The organism is Nocardia sp. NPDC050799 (genome assembly GCF_040654015.1).
Classification (GTDB): domain Bacteria; phylum Actinomycetota; class Actinomycetes; order Mycobacteriales; family Mycobacteriaceae; genus Nocardia.
In genome coordinates this window covers 75,213-91,253 of record NZ_JBFAHF010000018.1, presented here as the reverse complement: position 1 = coordinate 91,253, position 16,041 = coordinate 75,213, and the positions used below count along the sequence as shown (strand labels likewise).

Below are 16,041 nucleotides of genomic sequence, written 5' to 3'. Positions count from 1 at the left end.
CGGCTCAGCAGCCGGATTCGGTGAAGGCCTTCAGGTATCCGGCGGTCTGCCGTACATACATCCAGGCCTGGAATACGGGGTCGGTACGGCTCGGGCTGGCGATCATGGTGAGTTCACCGTCGAAGCAGCGGCCGACGATATAGCGGGCCCGGGAGACGTGCGGGGTGAAGGTGACGACGATGATGTGCCGCCAGCCGCCCGCCTCCGCCCGGCGGCGGATCTCCTGCGCTTCCCCGCGGGTGGTCCACGGGTGGGGTTCGAAACAGGTCACCCGGAACGGGTATCCGGTGCGGCAGTATCGGTCCATCCGCGGATCGTCGAGACCGGTGGACGCCGCGATAAGCAACTCCGGCGCCCACTGTTGCCGGGCCAGCTCGAGTCCGACATCGAATCGTTCGTACGGGGTCCCGCCGAGCACCACGATGGCGTCGGCGCGGCGGAGCGGATCCACCTGCGGTCGCACGAACACCGGCCATCCGGCGACCGCCGCCAGGGTCGCCAGGACGAGGAGGGCGACCGGCACCCGCCACCGTCGCCGGCGGGTTCCCGGAACAGGTGCGGTCATCTCAGCGCACCGGGCGATCACGGCCCAGCGGCGCGGTGCGCAGGGCGCCGTCGGGGGCGACCACGAGGCGCCAGTACCCACCCTCCGGATCCCGTAGGACGACACCGGCGTCGGCGTGGTCGGACAACCACGCCCCACTGGCCAGCACCGAGGCCAGGCCCGCACCGTCGGGGGCGACGGCACGCAGGATCTCCTCCGCGCCCTCGGCGCGGGCTGTGACCGGACCGGTGAACGTCGGCCGGTGGGTCTGGCCGCGGCCCAGCACCTGCCAGTTGCTGGGAAACACCCGCGGGCCGATCTCGGTGCCCGCGCCGGAGATCAGGTTCACCGCGATCCCCTCCGGGCACCCGGCCTCGGCGATCCGCAGTTCGGCCGGGCTGCCGCCGGGGTCGGCGTCGAAGGCGATATTCGCCAGATAAGGCTGCCGGCAATAGATCAGGTCGATATCGCATGAGCGTGCCGCGACCTTGCAGTTCACCATGCCGAACTGGGACGGGCCGCCCTTGCCCGCGGCGCCGACCTGCACCGCGATATCGGCGCCCTCGAACCACACATTGGTGAGCCACCAGTTGTTGGCCGCGCCGTCGACGAACAGGTGGCGGTCGGTGGTCGCCGGGTCGTTGTCGGAGACGAATTCGACATTGGTGAGCGACAATCCGGCGTTGTGGTCGTTGCCGGTGCCGAGCACCCCGATGCGATTACCGGAGAACTTCGAGGAAGTGACGTAGTTCTGGATACAGGAGGTGGCCAGGCCGACACCGAAATTGTTGATATCGCAGTCGATGAACGAGGTGCCGCCGGTGTTCGCCTCCAGCACCACACCTGTCTGCGCGGCGTAGCGGGGATAGTTGTCGGCGAGATGGTTGCCGCGGATGAGGACGGTATCGAAACTGCAGCGGAAGCATTCGGTGAGCCGGACCGCGGTGGCCTGCGGCCCGGACAGATAGAACCCCATGCGCGCGAACCGGACCCGCTGTTTGCCCTGCAGATCGACCAGAGTGGTGTCCTGGTCGCAGAACACCGTGGTCACATCGGCGCCGTCGCCGTAGACGACGGAATGGTCGGGCAGGTCGGGCCAGGCGGTGACCCGGTAGTCACCGGCGGGTAGATACACCACCGGTGGGGCCCCGTCGGTGCGGCACGCGGCGGCCAGTGCCTCGGTGTCGTCGGCTTTCCCGTCGCCGACCGCCCCGAACGCGCGGATATCGCGCACGGTCGGCGAGGCGGTGCCGGTCGCCAGTACGATAGGCGCGGGCGGGCCCGACGCGGCCAACGGGACCGTGACGGCGCCGATTCCGGCGGCGCCCAGGCTCGCCGCGAGCAGATCGCGTCGCTGGATCCGCCGCTTTCCGTCATCGCGGCGCGCTCGATGTTCGCTCACGAGCGCCGCCACCAGGTCCGGCGGGGCGCCACCGCGACCACCCCGGAGACGGTGGCACCGGCCGCGGTCAGCGCGGTGAGCGCCGACTCGATCCGGTCGCGCCGGCCACTACCGAGCCGCACCACCGCGACGGTGCCCGCCGCCTTGGGCGCGACGGCCGGGGCGTCGGCGGAGGCGACATCGACGATGACGCGGTCGAAGCGTTTCGTGACCTCGCCGAGAATCGTCTCGAAGCGCGCGGATGCCAGCAGATCCGGTGTCCGTGCGTCGGGGCTGCCCAGGGCCAGCACGACCACCGATCGCTGCGGCCAGGCCACGAAGGCCTCATCGAGATGGACGTCCTCACGCAGGACGCCGGCCAGCCCGTCCGCCGCCCGGGCACCGGTCTCGGTGGGGACCGCCGGCGCGGGCGCGGGCAGCTCGTCGAGCGCCGGGGCCGGCTTGCCTCGCAGATCGAGTTTGACCGTCGGCGGGTCGAAGATCTCCCCGCGGATCGCCGCGGAGGTGCGGCCGGACGCGGCGGCCACCAGCTCGCGGGCCTGCTTCCCGTCCCGGACCGGCCAGTCGCCGGTCGCCGCGGGCGACTGGAGTGCGGATTCGGGCAGCAGGGCCGAGACACCGTGGCCGGTCGTGTTCGCATCGATCACCAGGACCTGTGCGCCGGTGGCGCCGAGTACCGAGGCCGAGCCGAGGACGAGGGCGGGTTCGGGATTCGCGTCCAGTGCCGTGAAGATCAGCGGTGTGGCCTCGGGCAGGCGGGCCCGCAGCGCCCGCAGCTCGGCCGGCTCCCGGTCGGTGCCCGGCGCGACCCTGCCCAGCACCGGCTGTCCCAGCGCCGCGAGTTCCGCGCTGTCGCGGACCCGGGTGTGCAGCCGATCCAGCAGGTAGGCGAGGCCCGCGCCGAGCAGCAGGCCGGCGAGTGCGCCGACCGCGTACAGCCGGGACCCGCCCGGGCCACTCGCCTCGACGGGTGCCTGCGCCGCGTCGACGACCGCGACGCGTGCGGCGGGGGCGGCCGTGACCTCGATGGTCTCCAGTTCGTCGACCAGCGCGCGGAATTGGGCGACCACCTGGTCGGTGAGCACCCGGCTGGTCTCGGGATCCTCGTCGGTCACCGAGACCCGCAGCAGCGACGTGGCCGGCGGGGTGTCGGCGGTGATCGCGGCGCGTAGTTCGTCACGGTCCAGGTTCAGCCCGAGCTGGCCGATGACCCGGTCCACCACATGGTCGCTGGTGACGAGCTCGAGATAGGACCGCACCCGCTGCTGGGCGGCCAGTCCGCCCTGGTAGGAATCGGCCACCGAGGTACCGGTGGCCATTGATACGTACAGGGTGCTGGTGGCCGTATAGGTGGTCGGCGTCGATTGGACCTGATACGCCGCCAGCCCCACGCCCAGCGCCACACCCGCCAGCAGCACCGCCCAGTAGCGGCGCAGCAGGCGCAGGTAGTCGGGCAGTTCCATCATTGTCTTCCTTCACTTCCCACGCTTGCGCCGACCGGAACCGCGACGGGTCCGGCCGGTGGTTGTCCATCGGGTGCACCGGGCGGCCCGGGCGGTCCGTGTATGCGCCGCCACTGGCCCACGGCCAGCCGGACCAGCCAGGCCAGCACCACGACCTGCAGATATTTTCCGAGAGTTTCGGCGCTGCCGAGCATGCCGCGTTCGAAGACGACCGGCACCTCGATCAGCGCGACACCGAACAGCACCGGCACCGGATGCCGCGCGTACAGCGACCGCGCCCAGCCGACCAGGACGACCGCGGTGAACGCGACCCCGACGACGACCCCCGGCAGGCCGCCGATCACAAAGCCTTCGCTGATATTGCCCTCCGCCAGCGATACCGACACCTGGCTCATATCCACCGAGGCGCCGCGTACCTCGCTCGCCCAGGCGGTTCCGGCGTGCAGCTTCTCCTCGGCGAGTAGTTGCGTCGGCACCATACTGCGCGCCAGATGCCCGACCACCTCGCCGGGGCTCAGCCAGGAGTTCGGTCCCACGTAGTAGGCGTCGGTGGCGGCTTCGAGCAGGTCGAACCGGCGCAGCAGACTCAGGAACGGGCGCACCCCCTCGGGGTAGGCCCCGTCCACGGCGGCCGCTTCGGCGCGCAGATACGGTGAGGTCTTCAGCGATTGCAGCCAGTCGAAGCCGGCGATACCGGTCACCGATACCGCCCCGATACCGAGTACTTTGCCCCGGGTCCAGCCGGTGAGCGCGAAACGTACCGCGACCGCCAGCGCGGCCCCCAGAATCGGCGTTTTCGATTCCGTGGCCATGGTCCACCACAGTTCGCCGGCCATCAGCACGCCCAGTACCGCGATGGTGCCGGACTGCCGCGGCGGGCGGGCGAAGACGATCAGTCCGATCGCGCCCAGGATGGCGGGCATGGTGAGCAGGCTCAGCACCGGTGAGGCGCTCTGCACATCGCCGGCCTGCCCGGCGGCGCCGGTGGCCACGCTGAGCAGCCGGGCGACGGTGCCCAGGACGTAGAGGACCCACAGGGTCGCGATCAGATCCGGATCGCCGGCCAGCGGCGCCCGCTCCGGCTGAGGCCGGCTCCGGGTCCACAGCGCGAAAACCAGCACGATCGACGCGTAGACGGTGAGACCGAACGCCACCGGACGCAACGCGGCCTCGATCCCCACGTCATACCCGATCTCGGCCAGCCGCGGGTCGGCGACATTGTCACCGAAATGCGGATCGGGTCGTACGGTCAGCAGCACCACCGGGCGGGCGACATAGGACATCGCCCAGTACATCGCCTGCGCGATCAGCAGCACCCGCAGAACGCCGTGGGTGAGCAGGGCTGCGCACACCATGGTCGCCAGCGCCGCGACGACGACCAGCAGCGGCCCGTTCGAGGTGATCAGGTCCGGGATCACCATCGGCACCGTCGCGCGGTCGGCGGTTCAGTCCAGCGCACGCAGGATCTCCTTCGCCCGGTCGGTATAGGTGTGACCGCCCTCGACGATCCGGCGGTACCCGGCCTCGGCGGTCTTGGCCGCCTGATCCGGGTACAGCGCGCAGCGTTCCAGGATCTCGTCGAGTTCGTCGCGGCTGGAGAACAGGAAGGCCTCGGTGCCGTCGTCGAGCAGTTCGGCGTGTTCGTCGGTGCGTTCACCGACGAACAACCCACCCGACGCCGGTACCTCGAACGTGCGGCAGGTGTGGGTGTCGCGGTTGGCGGAGTTGAGCAGCACCAGGTTCGCCGTCACCGATGCCACCGCGATCGCGAAATCCTCTCCGTACACCGGACCCGCCACCGCGGCGCGGGTGGTCTGCAACTGGCGTACCCGCCGCCAGCCCGGCCCGCGCACCAGCAGCTGGGACCCGTAGGTGCGGGCCAGCGACACCATGCCGGGCCGCCGGTCCGGGCGGCAGGCGCCGATGAAACCGACCAGGAACTGCCGGGTCCCACGCCGGGCCGCGGGATGATGCCAGGCCGGATCGTAGGCGCTGCGCACGAACAGGCTCCGGGAAACGCCGCGGCCGGCGAGTTCGGGCAGGTTGTGACGTTTGGTGGTGACCACCATGTCCCATTCGGTCTCGTGCGCGAGATAGTCCGCGGAGGTGTTGGCCGGATTCGAGACATCGTCGGGGCTGTAGTGCACGTGATGCGCGGCCGGGATCTCCAGCAGCCGGGCCTGGTCGAGATACACCGATTTGAAACCGAACACCAGGTCCGGATGCAGTTCGGCGGCGGCCCGCTCCAGCCGGGTGTGCACCCGGTCCACCGTCCATGGTGCCCGGCGCTCACCGGTTTTCGCGTACAGCCACGACGGCGACAGCCGCGGCGGCAGGGTCACCGGTGTGGAGTCGACCACGATCACCTCGTGGCCGAGCCGGCGGAACCCCTCGGCGAGCGAGCGGGCGTTGCTGCCCAGCCAGTCGTCGCCGACGAACAGAATCCTCATCGCGTCCCTCTCCTCTGCGCACCGGCGGGCTGCGCAGCGCCCGCGGTGCGTTCCCGCACGATCAGTGCGCGCATCCGCGCGAGATACCAGATCGCCACCGCGAATTCCGCGGCCACGATCCCGGCCGCCAGCGTCCACACCGAATGGGTGCGCAGGGTGAGCAGCAGCGCGCACCCCGCCACGACGGTGCCGGTGGCCGAACCGATCAGCACTCCGACGGTGTCCTGCCGGACCGGCAGGATCGCGGTGGTGACGAACGAGGTGACGGTGGTGGCCGGCAGGATCAGTGCCTCCAGCCGCAGCACACCGGCCGCGCCGCCGAACTCGTCGCCGAACACCAGCCCGATGACCAGCGGCGCCGCCGCCCACAGCGCCGCGGTCGCGACGCACGCCGCCGCCACACAGATGCCGAGCGCGCGCAGCGCGTCCGGCCAGAACCGTTCCTCACCACTGCGTTTGGCCATCCGCGGCAGCAGCGCGAAACCGATCGGGTCCAGCAGCGACTGCACCGCCCGCACCAACCGGTCCGCGGCGGAGTACAGCCCGAGCGACGCCGCGTTCAGCACCGCGCCGTAGACGGCGGCCGCGCCCTGCCCGTAGCTGGTGGTCAGCAGCCGTCCCGTCACGACGGGCAGTGCCGCGCGGATCAGTTTCCACGCCCCGCGCGGACGACCGGGCGGGCCGAACGCACGCCAGGTGTCCCACCAGGTCAGGGCGAGGCTGATCACCGAGGAGGCGAGCAGGCACAGCATCGCCATGGCGGCGGTCGGGAACCGGGGCAGCAGGGTCAGCAGCGCGACGAGATAACCCACGCGGGCGATCGATTGGTAGAGCGTGGACGCACCGAAGCGGCCCTGGCCGATCAACACCCAGTCCTCCGACATCGACCAGAAGCCGCCGACGAACAACCCCAGCAGCACCATGCCCAGGTAGTCCGGTGCGCCCGCGGGCACCGCCGTCACCAGTGCCACCGCGAGCACGCCGAGGATGCCACCGCGGATCGCCAGGTAGGTGCCGCGGGTGTGGTTCACCACCTCCCGGTCCGTACCCGACTCCTGGATGCGCGCGGCCAGATAGGAGGTGATACCCAGGTCGACGATCAGCGAGCCGAGGAAGTACGCCGACATCCCGATGGCCAGCAGTCCCATCCCGGAGGCGCCGAGCAACCGCGCGATCAGCGGCAGGGTCGCGACCGTGACCAGGTACTGGCCGTATTTGCCGAAGCTGACGTAGGCGATATCGCGCAGGACCGTCGCCAGTTCCCGCAGTCGTGCCGCCCTGGTCCGCGGCGCCGTCTCCGCCGGCGGGACCGTCGTGATCAGCGGAAGTTTCTCGGTCGGCCAGTCGGTGAAGGCCGGGATGATCTCGGTCGGCAGGTCGTAGTCGGGAACGCGCAGGCCGTCCACCGACACCGGATAGTGGCGGTGGACGATACGGATCGGAATGGTGTGCGGGTCGGCAGGATTCATCGTGCGCGTACCGCCCGCCGGCCGGTGACCTGTTCCAGTACCCCGGTGACCGCCCGGGCGGTGGCCGCGATCCCGAACTCGGCGCTGCGTTCCCGTGCTGCCGCACCCAGCCGGGTGCGCAGGGCCGGGTCGGCGATGAGCCGGTCCAGCGCGGCCGCGAGCGCGGCGGGGTCGCCCGGTGGGGTCAGCAGACCGTCGACCTCGGGCCGCAGGATTTCGGCCGGGCCGCCCGCGTCCGCCGCCACGACCGCACACCCGGCGGCCATGGCCTCCACCACCACCTGTCCGAAGGGTTCGGCGAGCACCGAACAGTGCACCGCGATATCGGCCCGGGCGAAGTAGGGTCCCGGATCGTCGACGTGACCGGTGAATTCGACCGGCAGTCCGAGCGCGGCGGCCGTGTGTTCCAGTTGCGCGCGGTAGTCCTGTTCGCCGAAGAACGTGCCGCCCACCAGCTGGACGGCGGCCGGCCGGTGGCGCAGCAGGGGAAGTGCCCGCAGCAGGACCTCCTGCCCCTTCCACGGGGTGAGGCGGCCGACCATGGCGATCCGTACCGCGTCCGGATCGCGCGGGGCCGCCCGGTGCGGGGCCGCGAGGGGCTCGACGCCCGGATGGGCGATCACCGCGACCCGGCCCCGGGTGTAGAGGGTACGCAGGGTGGACCGGCTGTTGGCGACGATGCCGCGCGCGACCGTCCAGCCCAGCACCCGCAGCGCGAACGCCAGGACGCGGCCGAAATATTCGCCGCTGACCCGGTCGTGGACCTGCCAGACCAGCGGCACTCCGGCGCGCCGGGCGGCCACGGCGCCCATCAGCAGGGCCTTCGTGCTCTGAGCGACCACCACATCGGCGCCCTCGGCCCGGACGATCGTCCCGAGGCGGGCGCCGAGCCGCACCAGGCCGGTCGCCCCGGTGAGCAACCGCAGCGGTCCGGAGCCGTCGACGGTCAGCGAGCGGCTGTCGAACGCGTTGCCGCATACGGTGACCGGTATCCGGTGGGCGCGAAACCGGTCGACCAGCGGTCCGGGGGCGGTGAGCAGCATCGAAGGGTCCACCGTGCCGCCGGCGCGTAACGCGGTCAGTAGCCGCAGGGTCGCGAGTTCGGCACCGGAGGGCTCGGCGGTATGGGAGAGGAATACGGCGCGGATCATCCGGTCAGCTCCCGGTAGAGGGCGATATGCCGGTCGGCGGCCGCCGACCACGAGAAGGTCTCGGCATGCGCCCGGCAGCGGCCGGGGTCGGGGACCGCGCCGTCGAGCGCGGCGGCGAGGCGGGCGGCCAGTGCGCCGGCCTCGCCCGGGGCGACGATCAGCGAGGGGTCCAGGCCGCGGACCGAATCCGGCAGGCCACCGCACGCGGTGACGACCGGCGCGCGGCCCGCCGCGAGCGATTCCAGCGCGATGAGCCCGAAACCCTCCAGCGCCACCGACGGCACCACGGTGACCGTGGCCCGCGCGTACCAGCCGGTGAGTTCGGCGTCGGTGACCCGGCCGGTGAAGGTGATGCCCGAGCCGAGACCGCGGGCCTGGTCCCGCAGCGATGCTTCGGCCGTACCGGTGCCGACCAGTACCAACCGGGCCTCCGGGTGGGTGGCCCGTACCGCGGGCCACGCCCGCAGCAGTACATCGATACCCATCCGGTGCTCCAGCCGGCGCACGCACAGCACCAGCGGCGCGGCGTCGCCGGGCAGCGGGGTGGGGCGGAACCGGTCCAGGTCGACACCCGGCGCGATCACGGCCACGCTGTCGGGTCGGACCCGGTAGTCGTGCACCAGCAGGTCCCGGAAGTGTTCGGACAGGACGACGAACCGGTCGGCCGGCCGGGCGCGCAACCTTTCCAGTGCGTATTTCGCGCCGGCGGCGACCGCGCTGCCGCCGGCCGCCCGGCTCTCCGCCGCCCACGGCCCGTGGAAATGCACCACCAGGTGCCGGGTGCGGGCATCGGGTGGTCCGTACAGCGCGAAATGCCGGTCCAGTACGGTCGCTCGGCCGGACGCGGCGGGCCGGGCGTCTCGGAACGCGGTGCGCGCGCGGCGCCACGTGGAGCCTCCGACCGGTCCCCACGACAGCCCGCCCGCCGGCGCGTCGCCGAACGCGGCGGCCGAGACCTCGACCTCCGGCCGGCCGGCCAGCGCCGCGAAGAGATCGGTGAAATAGCGGTTCAGCCCGCCCGCCGCGGCCCCGAACCACTCCGATCCGGTCATATGGACCCGCGGCGGCGCGGCGCTCATCGGCGCGACCCGATCCGGGCCCGGGCGAACTGCCCCGCCCGCACCCGCAACCGTTCCAGTGCCGTCCGCGCCAGCCGCAGATCGCCGAGGGTCACATCCAGCGGCGAGACCAGCGGCGGGCAGTCGCGGGCCAGGCGGTGGTGGAAACGCAGTGTTTCGCTGAGTTTGCTCACCGTCGAGGTGCGCGCGCAGAGATTGAACGACGAGGCCCGCCAGGCCGCGGCCACCTCGGTCAGGCCGAAGAACAACCCGAACTGCCCGACCCGCGCGAACAGGTCGACATCCATCGGGAACACCAGGTCCCCGCGCAATCCGCCGACCCGGTCGAAGTGCTCGCGCCGGAACATCGCGGCGGCGGTGGGACCGAATTCGGCGGGTCCGCGGCGCACAATGGTGCGGGCCAGTGCCCGGGAGGTGCGGACCCCGTCCAGACCCGGCAGGCCGAGATCGGTCTCCACCAGCTCGCCCTGTTCGTCGATCACCTGGAAACGGCTCGAGCTGATGGCGAATGCCGGGTCGGCCATCACCTCGAGCTGCGCCGCGAGCGAACCGGGCAGCAGGATATCGTCGGCGCACACGACTTTCACCAGCGCTCCGGTGGACAGTGCGATCGCGCGATTCCAGTTGTCGCCGATGGCCAGCGTGGTGGCGTTGCGTTCCACCCGGATCCGCGGATCGTCGAAGGACGCGGCGATCTCGCCGGTGGCGTCGGTGCTCGCGTTGTCGAGCACCACCAGTTCGAAGTCGACGTCCTGACTCAGAATCGAACGCAGCGTCTGTTCGAGTGTCCGCGCGGCCTCGTAGGCCGGGACACAGATCGACACGCTGACCACTGGTGATCCTTTCGGTGGAATGGAAGGGGATACGCCGGGGGTGGCGGCGTATCCGGGGCAACGGCTTCTGTCCGGATCGGTTGGTTTGATCGCCGGAACGTGTGGTTTCGCGGAATCGTCGGGGGTGCGAAGGAGCAGTGGTCCGCACGCCCGCGGGCTGGGGGTACTACCGGATGGGCCGCTCCCGCGCCGGGTCGGCCGGATCGTCGGTGAACCAGCGTCCGGCCAATTCGGGGAAGCGCTCGGATACCTCGGGGAGCAGGTCGGGCACCGTCAGCAGCACCCGATCCGGCCGGGCGGCGACGAGGTCGGCCGGGGCGATGATCGGCACATCCGTCCCCGGCATCCGTCGCCCCTGTTTGGCCGGTGCCGCGTCGGCGACCCCGGTCAGCAGTTCACGCCGTATTCCCGCCCGGCAGAACAACGCCACCGCGCGCGAGGCCGCTCCGTAGGCGTACACGCGCTCGCCGCGCGCCGCCGCGGATTCCAACGTGGCGCGCAGGCTCTTGGTGTGCCGGTCGGCCGCTCGTTGCAGACCGCCCAGCACATCCGGGTCGGCCGCGCCGGCCTCTCTGTGCAGGATCCGCCGCACCGCCGCACCGGGTTCGGCGGTGCCGTGCACCGCCGCCAGCAGCACCGTGCCCCCGTACAGGTCGAAATCCCACGCGTCCACCACCGACATCCCGGCGCCGCGCAGCAGCTCACGCAGTGCGGACAGGGAGTAGTACGCGAAATGGCCGTGCCGCAGCGCGTTCCACTGACCCTGCGTCACGATCGTGTGCAGCGGGTGGTACTGCAGCAGCAGCACCCCGGCGGGCGCGGTGGCCGCCGCCCGGCCGGCCACGGCCGCCGCCTGATCGCGGTCGTGCATGAGACCGAATGAATCCAGCACCACATCGGCCGGCCCGTCGGAGACGGCGAACCCGCGCTCGGCCAGCAACTCCAGCCAGCTGCCTCCGTGCGGGCTGGCGAACTCGCGCACGGTACGGCCGCGCAGCAGACCGGCGCCGGCGACCCGCCGCACCGCGTCGGCGGCCTGTTCGCGCAGTGCACGCGGCTCCACGCCGCGCGGTTCGGCGGTGACGGTGTCGTCGTGCGCCAGTTGCGCCAGCCCGCAGCCACGGCAGACCACCATTGCCAGCGGGTGCGCGGCCTCGTCCGGCCGCGGGGCGGTGTCGGCCGGCGGAAAGTGGTCCGCCGCCGGCATCGCCCCGAGATCGAGTACCGTCACCAGCTCCGCGCCGCGGCAGGCCCGGCAGCCCAGGGGGTCGGCCGGAGGCGGTTCGAGCAGGGCCGCGCGGCCGCCGCGCGCCGAATCGGATCCGCTCATGGCACCATCACCCGGTGCGAATCGAACAGGCGGACCTCGCCGATGTGCTGATCCTGGTGCCCGAACCCTTCCGCGATGCCCGCGGCCTGTTCACCCGTACCTTCGACACCGAGATTTTCGACTCCCACCTCGGTCCCGGCGCGTCCGCGGCGTTCGTGCAGGATTCGCAGTCGCGGTCGGCGCGCGGGGTGGTGCGCGGTATGCACGGACGCGGCGGACGCGGTGAGGCCAAACTGGTGCGCTGCGCGCACGGCGCGGTGCACGACATCCTCGTCGATATCCGGCCCGATTCGCCCACCTTCGGTCGCAGCCAGGCGTTCCTGCTCGACGACGCGGAGTTCCGGCATCTTTACGTGCCGGCGGGTTTCCTGCACGGTTTCCAGGCGCTCACCGACACCGCGGACGTGTGCTACCGCATCGACCGACCGCACGATCCGGCCGAGGACCTCGCCGTCGCCTACGACGATCCCGATCTCGCGCTGACCTGGCCGCAGGAGGTCACGCTGGTCTCCGCCCGCGACCGGGCCGGGGGCAGCTGGCGGGAACTGCTGACAACACACCTCACACACCGGTCCTGACCCGCCGCAGCGTCTCGTCCACCGCGCCCGACTCACCCAGTTGCCGCAACCGCGCCAGGCGTACGAACCGGCCCGAGAAATCGGCCGCGGTCAGTCCGCCGGCGGTGTACTCGGCGTACAGCTGCGCGGCCCCCTCGGGGATGGTCCAGCGCGCCTCGAACCCCAGTTCCCGGCGCGCCGCGCCGAAATCGACCCGGTAGGACCGCGGATCGGCCCCCGACTCCCCGGTGATCAGCACCTCGGCGCCGGGCACCACCTCCGCGACCGCCTGCGCGATCTCGGCGACCGTACGGTTGTTGGCCTCGGTGCCGATGTTGTAGGCCCGGGCGTAGATCGCCCCGACCGGCGCCTCCAGGCAGACCGCGAACGCTTCGGCGATATCCGCGGCATGCACCAGCGGCCGCCACGGCGTGCCGTCGGAGAGCACCTTCACCACGCCGTCGAGCACGGCGTGGCCGACCAGATTGTTGAGCACGATATCGGCGCGCAGTCGCGGCGAGAAGCCGAACGCCGTCGCATTGCGCAGGAACACCGGTGCGAAACGGTCGTCCGCCATCGCCACCAGGTCGTCCTCCACCCGCACTTTGCTCTCCGCGTACGGGGTGAGCGGGCGCAGCGGTGCGCTCTCGTCGACCAGTCCGTCGCCGGCCGCGCCGTAGACCGAGCAGGTGGAGGCGTACAGGAAGCGGCGCACCCCGGCCTCCTTGGCCAGTCGGGCCAGCCGCACCGACGCGTGATGGTTGATGTCGTGGGTGATCTCGGGGATCAGCGAGCCCAGCGGATCGTTGGACAGCGCCGCGAGGTGCACGACGGCGTCGAACCCGTCGAGCTGCTCGATCGTCACATCCCGCAGGTCCACGGCCAGCCGGGGCGGGTCCTGCGGTGCGGGACCCAGGACGCAGTCGGCGAACCAGCCGGCGTCCAGTCCGATCACTTCATGCCCCCGGGCCCGCAGCACCGGAACCATGACGGTGCCGAGATAACCCTGATGACCGGTGACGAGAACGCGCACTTCTACACACCTCCCAGATCGAGGACGGCTTTACTCAGTTCGAACCCCTCCGCGTACTCGCTGTGGCACTGCACGCCACGGACCCGCGCCAGACCGAGGAACGCGGCCTCGTCGAACCAGTCGCGGTGTGCCTGCGAGGGATAGCATTCGGCCAGCAGCCGGGCCTTCTCCGCGGCGATCTCCGGTGCCACCGGATGCAGGACGACCGGCCGGGGCGTATCGGTCTCCCATTTGAGGATTTCGTAGCCGAGTACCAGATGATCACGGAATTCCGTGGTCACCAGTTCGGCCAGCAGGCGGTGGTCCTGATGGGCGTCGCCGCGCTGCGGGGCGAAGACGAGCTCCGGGTCGGTGTCGCGCCGGAACTCGGCGAGCGCGCTCTTGACCCGGTCCCAGTGCGCCGGAGCCCGCCCGTCCGGCACGTCGAGCACCGTCAGGTCCAGCTCGGCGTCCGCGCAGAAACGTTCGAGGGCGGCGCTCTCTTCCGCCGCGCGGGCGGTACCACCGCCGGACAGGACGAGCGCCCGCACACGTAGTCCCGGATTTCCGCGGGTCAGGGTCAGCAGGGTCGCGCCCATTCCGATGGCGATATCGTCGCAGTGCGCGCCGAGCAGCGCGACCTCACCGAGTCGCGCGGGAGCGAGAGTGATCACGAAGCGGCCCGCTCCCAGACCATCCACGGGCGGTCGCCCCGGTGATATCCGGCGTCGAGTTCGGCGCGTTCCTTGAACGTATCGGCCGGTTTCCAGAAACCGTCGTGCCGGTAACCGTAGAGCCGGCCGAGCGTGGCCAGCGCCCCACAGCTGTCCTCCACCAGGTCCCCGCCTTCCGGCAGATGATCGAAAATCTCCTGGGTGAGTACGAAATAGCCGCCGTTCTCCCAGATCGGCAGCTTGCCGACCGCGGTGATCTGCTTGACCTCACCGCTGGGCAGCACGTCCACACAGTGGAACGACGACTGCGGCGGCACGATCATCATCGATGCGGCGGCGCCGGACGCGGTGAACCGGTCGATCATCAGATCGAGCGGGGCGTCGGTGAGCACATCGGAGTAGTTGGCCAGGAACATATCGTCGCCCTCGAGGTAGGGACGCACCCGGCGCAGCCTTTCCCCGATAGCCGATTCCAGGCCGGTATCGACGAAAGTGATCGTCCAGTCGGCGATATCGGAGTGCAGTAATTCGACCCGGCCATCGCGGATGACGAAATCGTTGGACATCGTCTCCTGATAGGTCAGGAAGAAATTCTTGATGTGGTGGGCGCCGTAGCCCAGGCAGAGAATGAATTCGGTATGCCCGAAATGCGCGTAGTAGCGCATGACATGCCAGATCAGCGGCCGCGGGCCTACCATCTGCATCGGTTTGGGCGGGCTGTCGTTCTCCCCGCTGCGCATCCGCATTCCGTACCCACCGCAGAACAACACGACCTTCATCGCGCGGCGACCTCCGCCGGGCTCGGCGCGACCACCCGGACGGTGGGCAGCGGGAACACCAGCTGTCCACCCCATTCCCCGATATGACGCAGCTGCGCGGTGAGTTCGGTTTCCAGGTTCCACGGCAGCACCAGCACGAAATCAGGGCGGTCGGTGTCGATCCGCTCCGGGGGATGGATCGGTATGCGGGTGCCCGGGGTGTATCGGCCGTGCTTGTAGGGGTTGCGATCCACCGTGTACTCGAGCAGGTCGGGGCGGATACCGCAGTAGTTGAGCAGGGTGTTGCCCTTACCGGGCGCGCCGTAGCCGACCACCCGCCGTCCGGCCGCCTTCTGGTCGAGCAGGAAGCGCAGCAGATCCTGGCGTACCCGCTCGGCCTGTTCGCGCAGGAACCGATATCCCTCGACCGCGTGCAGACCGGTGTCCGCCTCGATCGCCAGCAGTTCCGCCACCCGCGGCGATGGTTCGGCGACCGCCTCGGGACGCGCCCAGATGCGTAGCGATCCGCCGTGGGTCGGCAGTGTTTCGACATCCGCGACCGCCAGCCCGGCCGTGGCCAGCGCCCGCTGCGCCGAGTCGAGGGTGTAGTACTGGAAGTGCTCGTGGTAGATGGTGTCGAACTGGCCGTGCCGCACGAGGTTCAGCGCATGGTGCACCTCGATCGAGATCCAGCCGTCCTCGGCGACCAGCGTGCGCAGCGCGCGGGTGAAACCGCGCAGATCGGGGATGTGGGCGTACACATTGTTCGCGACCACCAGGTTCGCGGCACCGTATTCGGCGCGCACCCGCCGGGCCGAGTCCTCGGTCAGGAACTCGGTCAGCGTCGGCACACCGGCCGTCCGCGCGGCCGCGCCGACGTTCGCCGAGGGTTCGATGCCCAGGCAGGGGATGCCGGCCGCCACCATATTGCGCAGCAGGTAGCCGTCGTTGCTCGCGACCTCCACCACGAACGAGTCCGGGCCGAGACCCAGCCGGGTGACCGCCGCGCCGGTGAACTCGCGCGCGTGCCGCATCCAGGACTCGGAGTACGAGGAGAAGTAGGCGTATTCGGTGAACGTCTCCTCGGGCGTGATGAGCGCCGGGATCTGCAGCAGCAGACAGTCCGCGCACACCCGGAGATGTAGCGGATAGGTGGATTCCGGCAGGTTTAGCTGATCCTCGGAGAGGAAACTCTCGCAAGGAGGTGTCGCCCCCAGGTCGACGACACTGGCCAGCCGGGACGACTCACACAAACGACAATGCACTCGGGCTCCACTCGAACGGTCACGTACATCGGCGGCGCCCCGCAGCCCCGAGAA

Annotated in this window: 15 protein-coding genes; 1 reads left to right on the top strand and 14 read right to left on the bottom strand. The window is 70.7% G+C overall.

The window, feature by feature from the left end; genetic code table 11:
* Positions 1-4: 4 nt before the first annotated feature.
* The 10 genes from AB0H42_RS19935 to AB0H42_RS19890 form a co-directional block, all read right to left on the bottom strand.
* The gene (locus tag AB0H42_RS19935) at positions 5-565 is read right to left on the bottom strand and encodes a YdcF family protein (RefSeq protein WP_357057749.1); all 561 of its coding nucleotides are present in this window, start codon (positions 563-565) and stop codon (positions 5-7) included.
* A 1-nt stretch (position 566) separates the two neighbouring features.
* Entirely contained in the window at positions 567-1,946 is a 1,380-nt protein-coding gene (locus AB0H42_RS19930; protein WP_357057747.1) for a glycosyl hydrolase family 28-related protein, read from the bottom strand.
* The gene (locus tag AB0H42_RS19925) at positions 1,943-3,412 is read right to left on the bottom strand and encodes a hypothetical protein (protein WP_357057745.1); all 1,470 of its coding nucleotides are present in this window, start codon (positions 3,410-3,412) and stop codon (positions 1,943-1,945) included. The genes AB0H42_RS19930 and AB0H42_RS19925 overlap by 4 nt, the downstream gene beginning before the upstream one ends.
* Positions 3,409-4,830: a hypothetical protein gene (locus AB0H42_RS19920; protein ID WP_357057743.1), complete on the bottom strand. Its 1,422-nt coding sequence runs from the start codon at positions 4,828-4,830 to the stop codon at positions 3,409-3,411. The genes AB0H42_RS19925 and AB0H42_RS19920 overlap by 4 nt, the downstream gene beginning before the upstream one ends.
* 24 nt (positions 4,831-4,854) lie before the next feature.
* The gene (locus tag AB0H42_RS19915) at positions 4,855-5,859 is read right to left on the bottom strand and encodes a glycosyltransferase (RefSeq protein ID WP_357057741.1); all 1,005 of its coding nucleotides are present in this window, start codon (positions 5,857-5,859) and stop codon (positions 4,855-4,857) included.
* Positions 5,856-7,328 carry a lipopolysaccharide biosynthesis protein gene (locus AB0H42_RS19910; protein WP_357057739.1) on the bottom strand — a complete coding sequence of 491 codons (1,473 nt, stop codon included), beginning with the start codon at positions 7,326-7,328 and terminating at the stop codon, positions 5,856-5,858. The genes AB0H42_RS19915 and AB0H42_RS19910 overlap by 4 nt, the downstream gene beginning before the upstream one ends.
* Positions 7,325-8,479 carry a glycosyltransferase family 4 protein gene (locus tag AB0H42_RS19905; RefSeq protein ID WP_357057737.1) on the bottom strand — a complete coding sequence of 385 codons (1,155 nt, stop codon included), beginning with the start codon at positions 8,477-8,479 and terminating at the stop codon, positions 7,325-7,327. The genes AB0H42_RS19910 and AB0H42_RS19905 overlap by 4 nt, the downstream gene beginning before the upstream one ends.
* Positions 8,476-9,531, bottom strand: coding sequence for a glycosyltransferase family 4 protein (locus AB0H42_RS19900; protein WP_357057864.1), 1,056 nt, complete (start codon positions 9,529-9,531; stop codon positions 8,476-8,478). The genes AB0H42_RS19905 and AB0H42_RS19900 overlap by 4 nt, the downstream gene beginning before the upstream one ends.
* Positions 9,532-9,554: 23 nt before the next feature.
* Entirely contained in the window at positions 9,555-10,391 is an 837-nt protein-coding gene (locus tag AB0H42_RS19895) for a glycosyltransferase (RefSeq protein WP_357057735.1), read from the bottom strand.
* Positions 10,392-10,557: 166 nt separating this feature from the next.
* Positions 10,558-11,721, bottom strand: a complete 1,164-nt coding sequence (locus AB0H42_RS19890; protein ID WP_357057733.1) for a class I SAM-dependent methyltransferase — start codon at positions 11,719-11,721, stop codon at positions 10,558-10,560.
* 14 nt (positions 11,722-11,735) lie between these two features.
* On the opposite strand from AB0H42_RS19890, the gene rfbC reads away from it, so the two are divergent.
* Positions 11,736-12,299 (top strand): dTDP-4-dehydrorhamnose 3,5-epimerase, encoded by a 564-nt coding sequence (rfbC, locus tag AB0H42_RS19885; RefSeq protein WP_357057731.1) that lies wholly within the window; start codon positions 11,736-11,738, stop codon positions 12,297-12,299.
* Here the strand turns inward: rfbC and AB0H42_RS19880 are convergent.
* From AB0H42_RS19880 to AB0H42_RS19865, 4 genes are read right to left on the bottom strand one after another with little or no spacing between them, the layout of a single operon-like run.
* Positions 12,283-13,311: an SDR family oxidoreductase gene (locus AB0H42_RS19880; protein ID WP_357057729.1), complete on the bottom strand. Its 1,029-nt coding sequence runs from the start codon at positions 13,309-13,311 to the stop codon at positions 12,283-12,285. The two genes, rfbC and AB0H42_RS19880, sit on opposite strands and share 17 nt — an antisense overlap.
* 2 nt (positions 13,312-13,313) lie before the next feature.
* Positions 13,314-13,964, bottom strand: a complete 651-nt coding sequence (locus AB0H42_RS19875; protein ID WP_357057727.1) for a PIG-L family deacetylase — start codon at positions 13,962-13,964, stop codon at positions 13,314-13,316.
* Positions 13,961-14,743 (bottom strand): glucose-1-phosphate cytidylyltransferase, encoded by a 783-nt coding sequence (locus AB0H42_RS19870; protein ID WP_357057725.1) that lies wholly within the window; start codon positions 14,741-14,743, stop codon positions 13,961-13,963. Before AB0H42_RS19870 ends, AB0H42_RS19875 begins: the two co-directional genes overlap by 4 nt.
* A complete protein-coding gene (locus AB0H42_RS19865) occupies positions 14,740-15,987 on the bottom strand; it encodes a class I SAM-dependent methyltransferase (protein WP_357057723.1) in 1,248 nt (415 codons plus the stop codon). The genes AB0H42_RS19870 and AB0H42_RS19865 overlap by 4 nt, the downstream gene beginning before the upstream one ends.
* Between the last annotated feature and the right edge of the window lie 54 nt (positions 15,988-16,041).

Bases quoted from the DNA above. Each gene is read 5' to 3' on its own strand.
- AB0H42_RS19910 (WP_357057739.1), bottom strand. From the start codon at position 7,328: ATGAATCCTGCCGACCCGCACACCATTCCGATCCGTATCGTCCACCGC.
- AB0H42_RS19870 (WP_357057725.1), bottom strand. From the start codon at position 14,743: ATGAAGGTCGTGTTGTTCTGCGGTGGGTACGGAATGCGGATGCGCAGC.
- AB0H42_RS19915 (WP_357057741.1), bottom strand. From the start codon at position 5,859: ATGAGGATTCTGTTCGTCGGCGACGACTGGCTGGGCAGCAACGCCCGC.
- AB0H42_RS19905 (WP_357057737.1), bottom strand. From the start codon at position 8,479: ATGATCCGCGCCGTATTCCTCTCCCATACCGCCGAGCCCTCCGGTGCC.
- AB0H42_RS19890 (WP_357057733.1), bottom strand. From the start codon at position 11,721: ATGAGCGGATCCGATTCGGCGCGCGGCGGCCGCGCGGCCCTGCTCGAA.
- AB0H42_RS19925 (WP_357057745.1), bottom strand. From the start codon at position 3,412: ATGATGGAACTGCCCGACTACCTGCGCCTGCTGCGCCGCTACTGGGCG.
- AB0H42_RS19920 (WP_357057743.1), bottom strand. From the start codon at position 4,830: ATGGTGATCCCGGACCTGATCACCTCGAACGGGCCGCTGCTGGTCGTC.
- AB0H42_RS19935 (WP_357057749.1), bottom strand. From the start codon at position 565: ATGACCGCACCTGTTCCGGGAACCCGCCGGCGACGGTGGCGGGTGCCG.
- AB0H42_RS19900 (WP_357057864.1), bottom strand. From the start codon at position 9,531: ATGACCGGATCGGAGTGGTTCGGGGCCGCGGCGGGCGGGCTGAACCGC.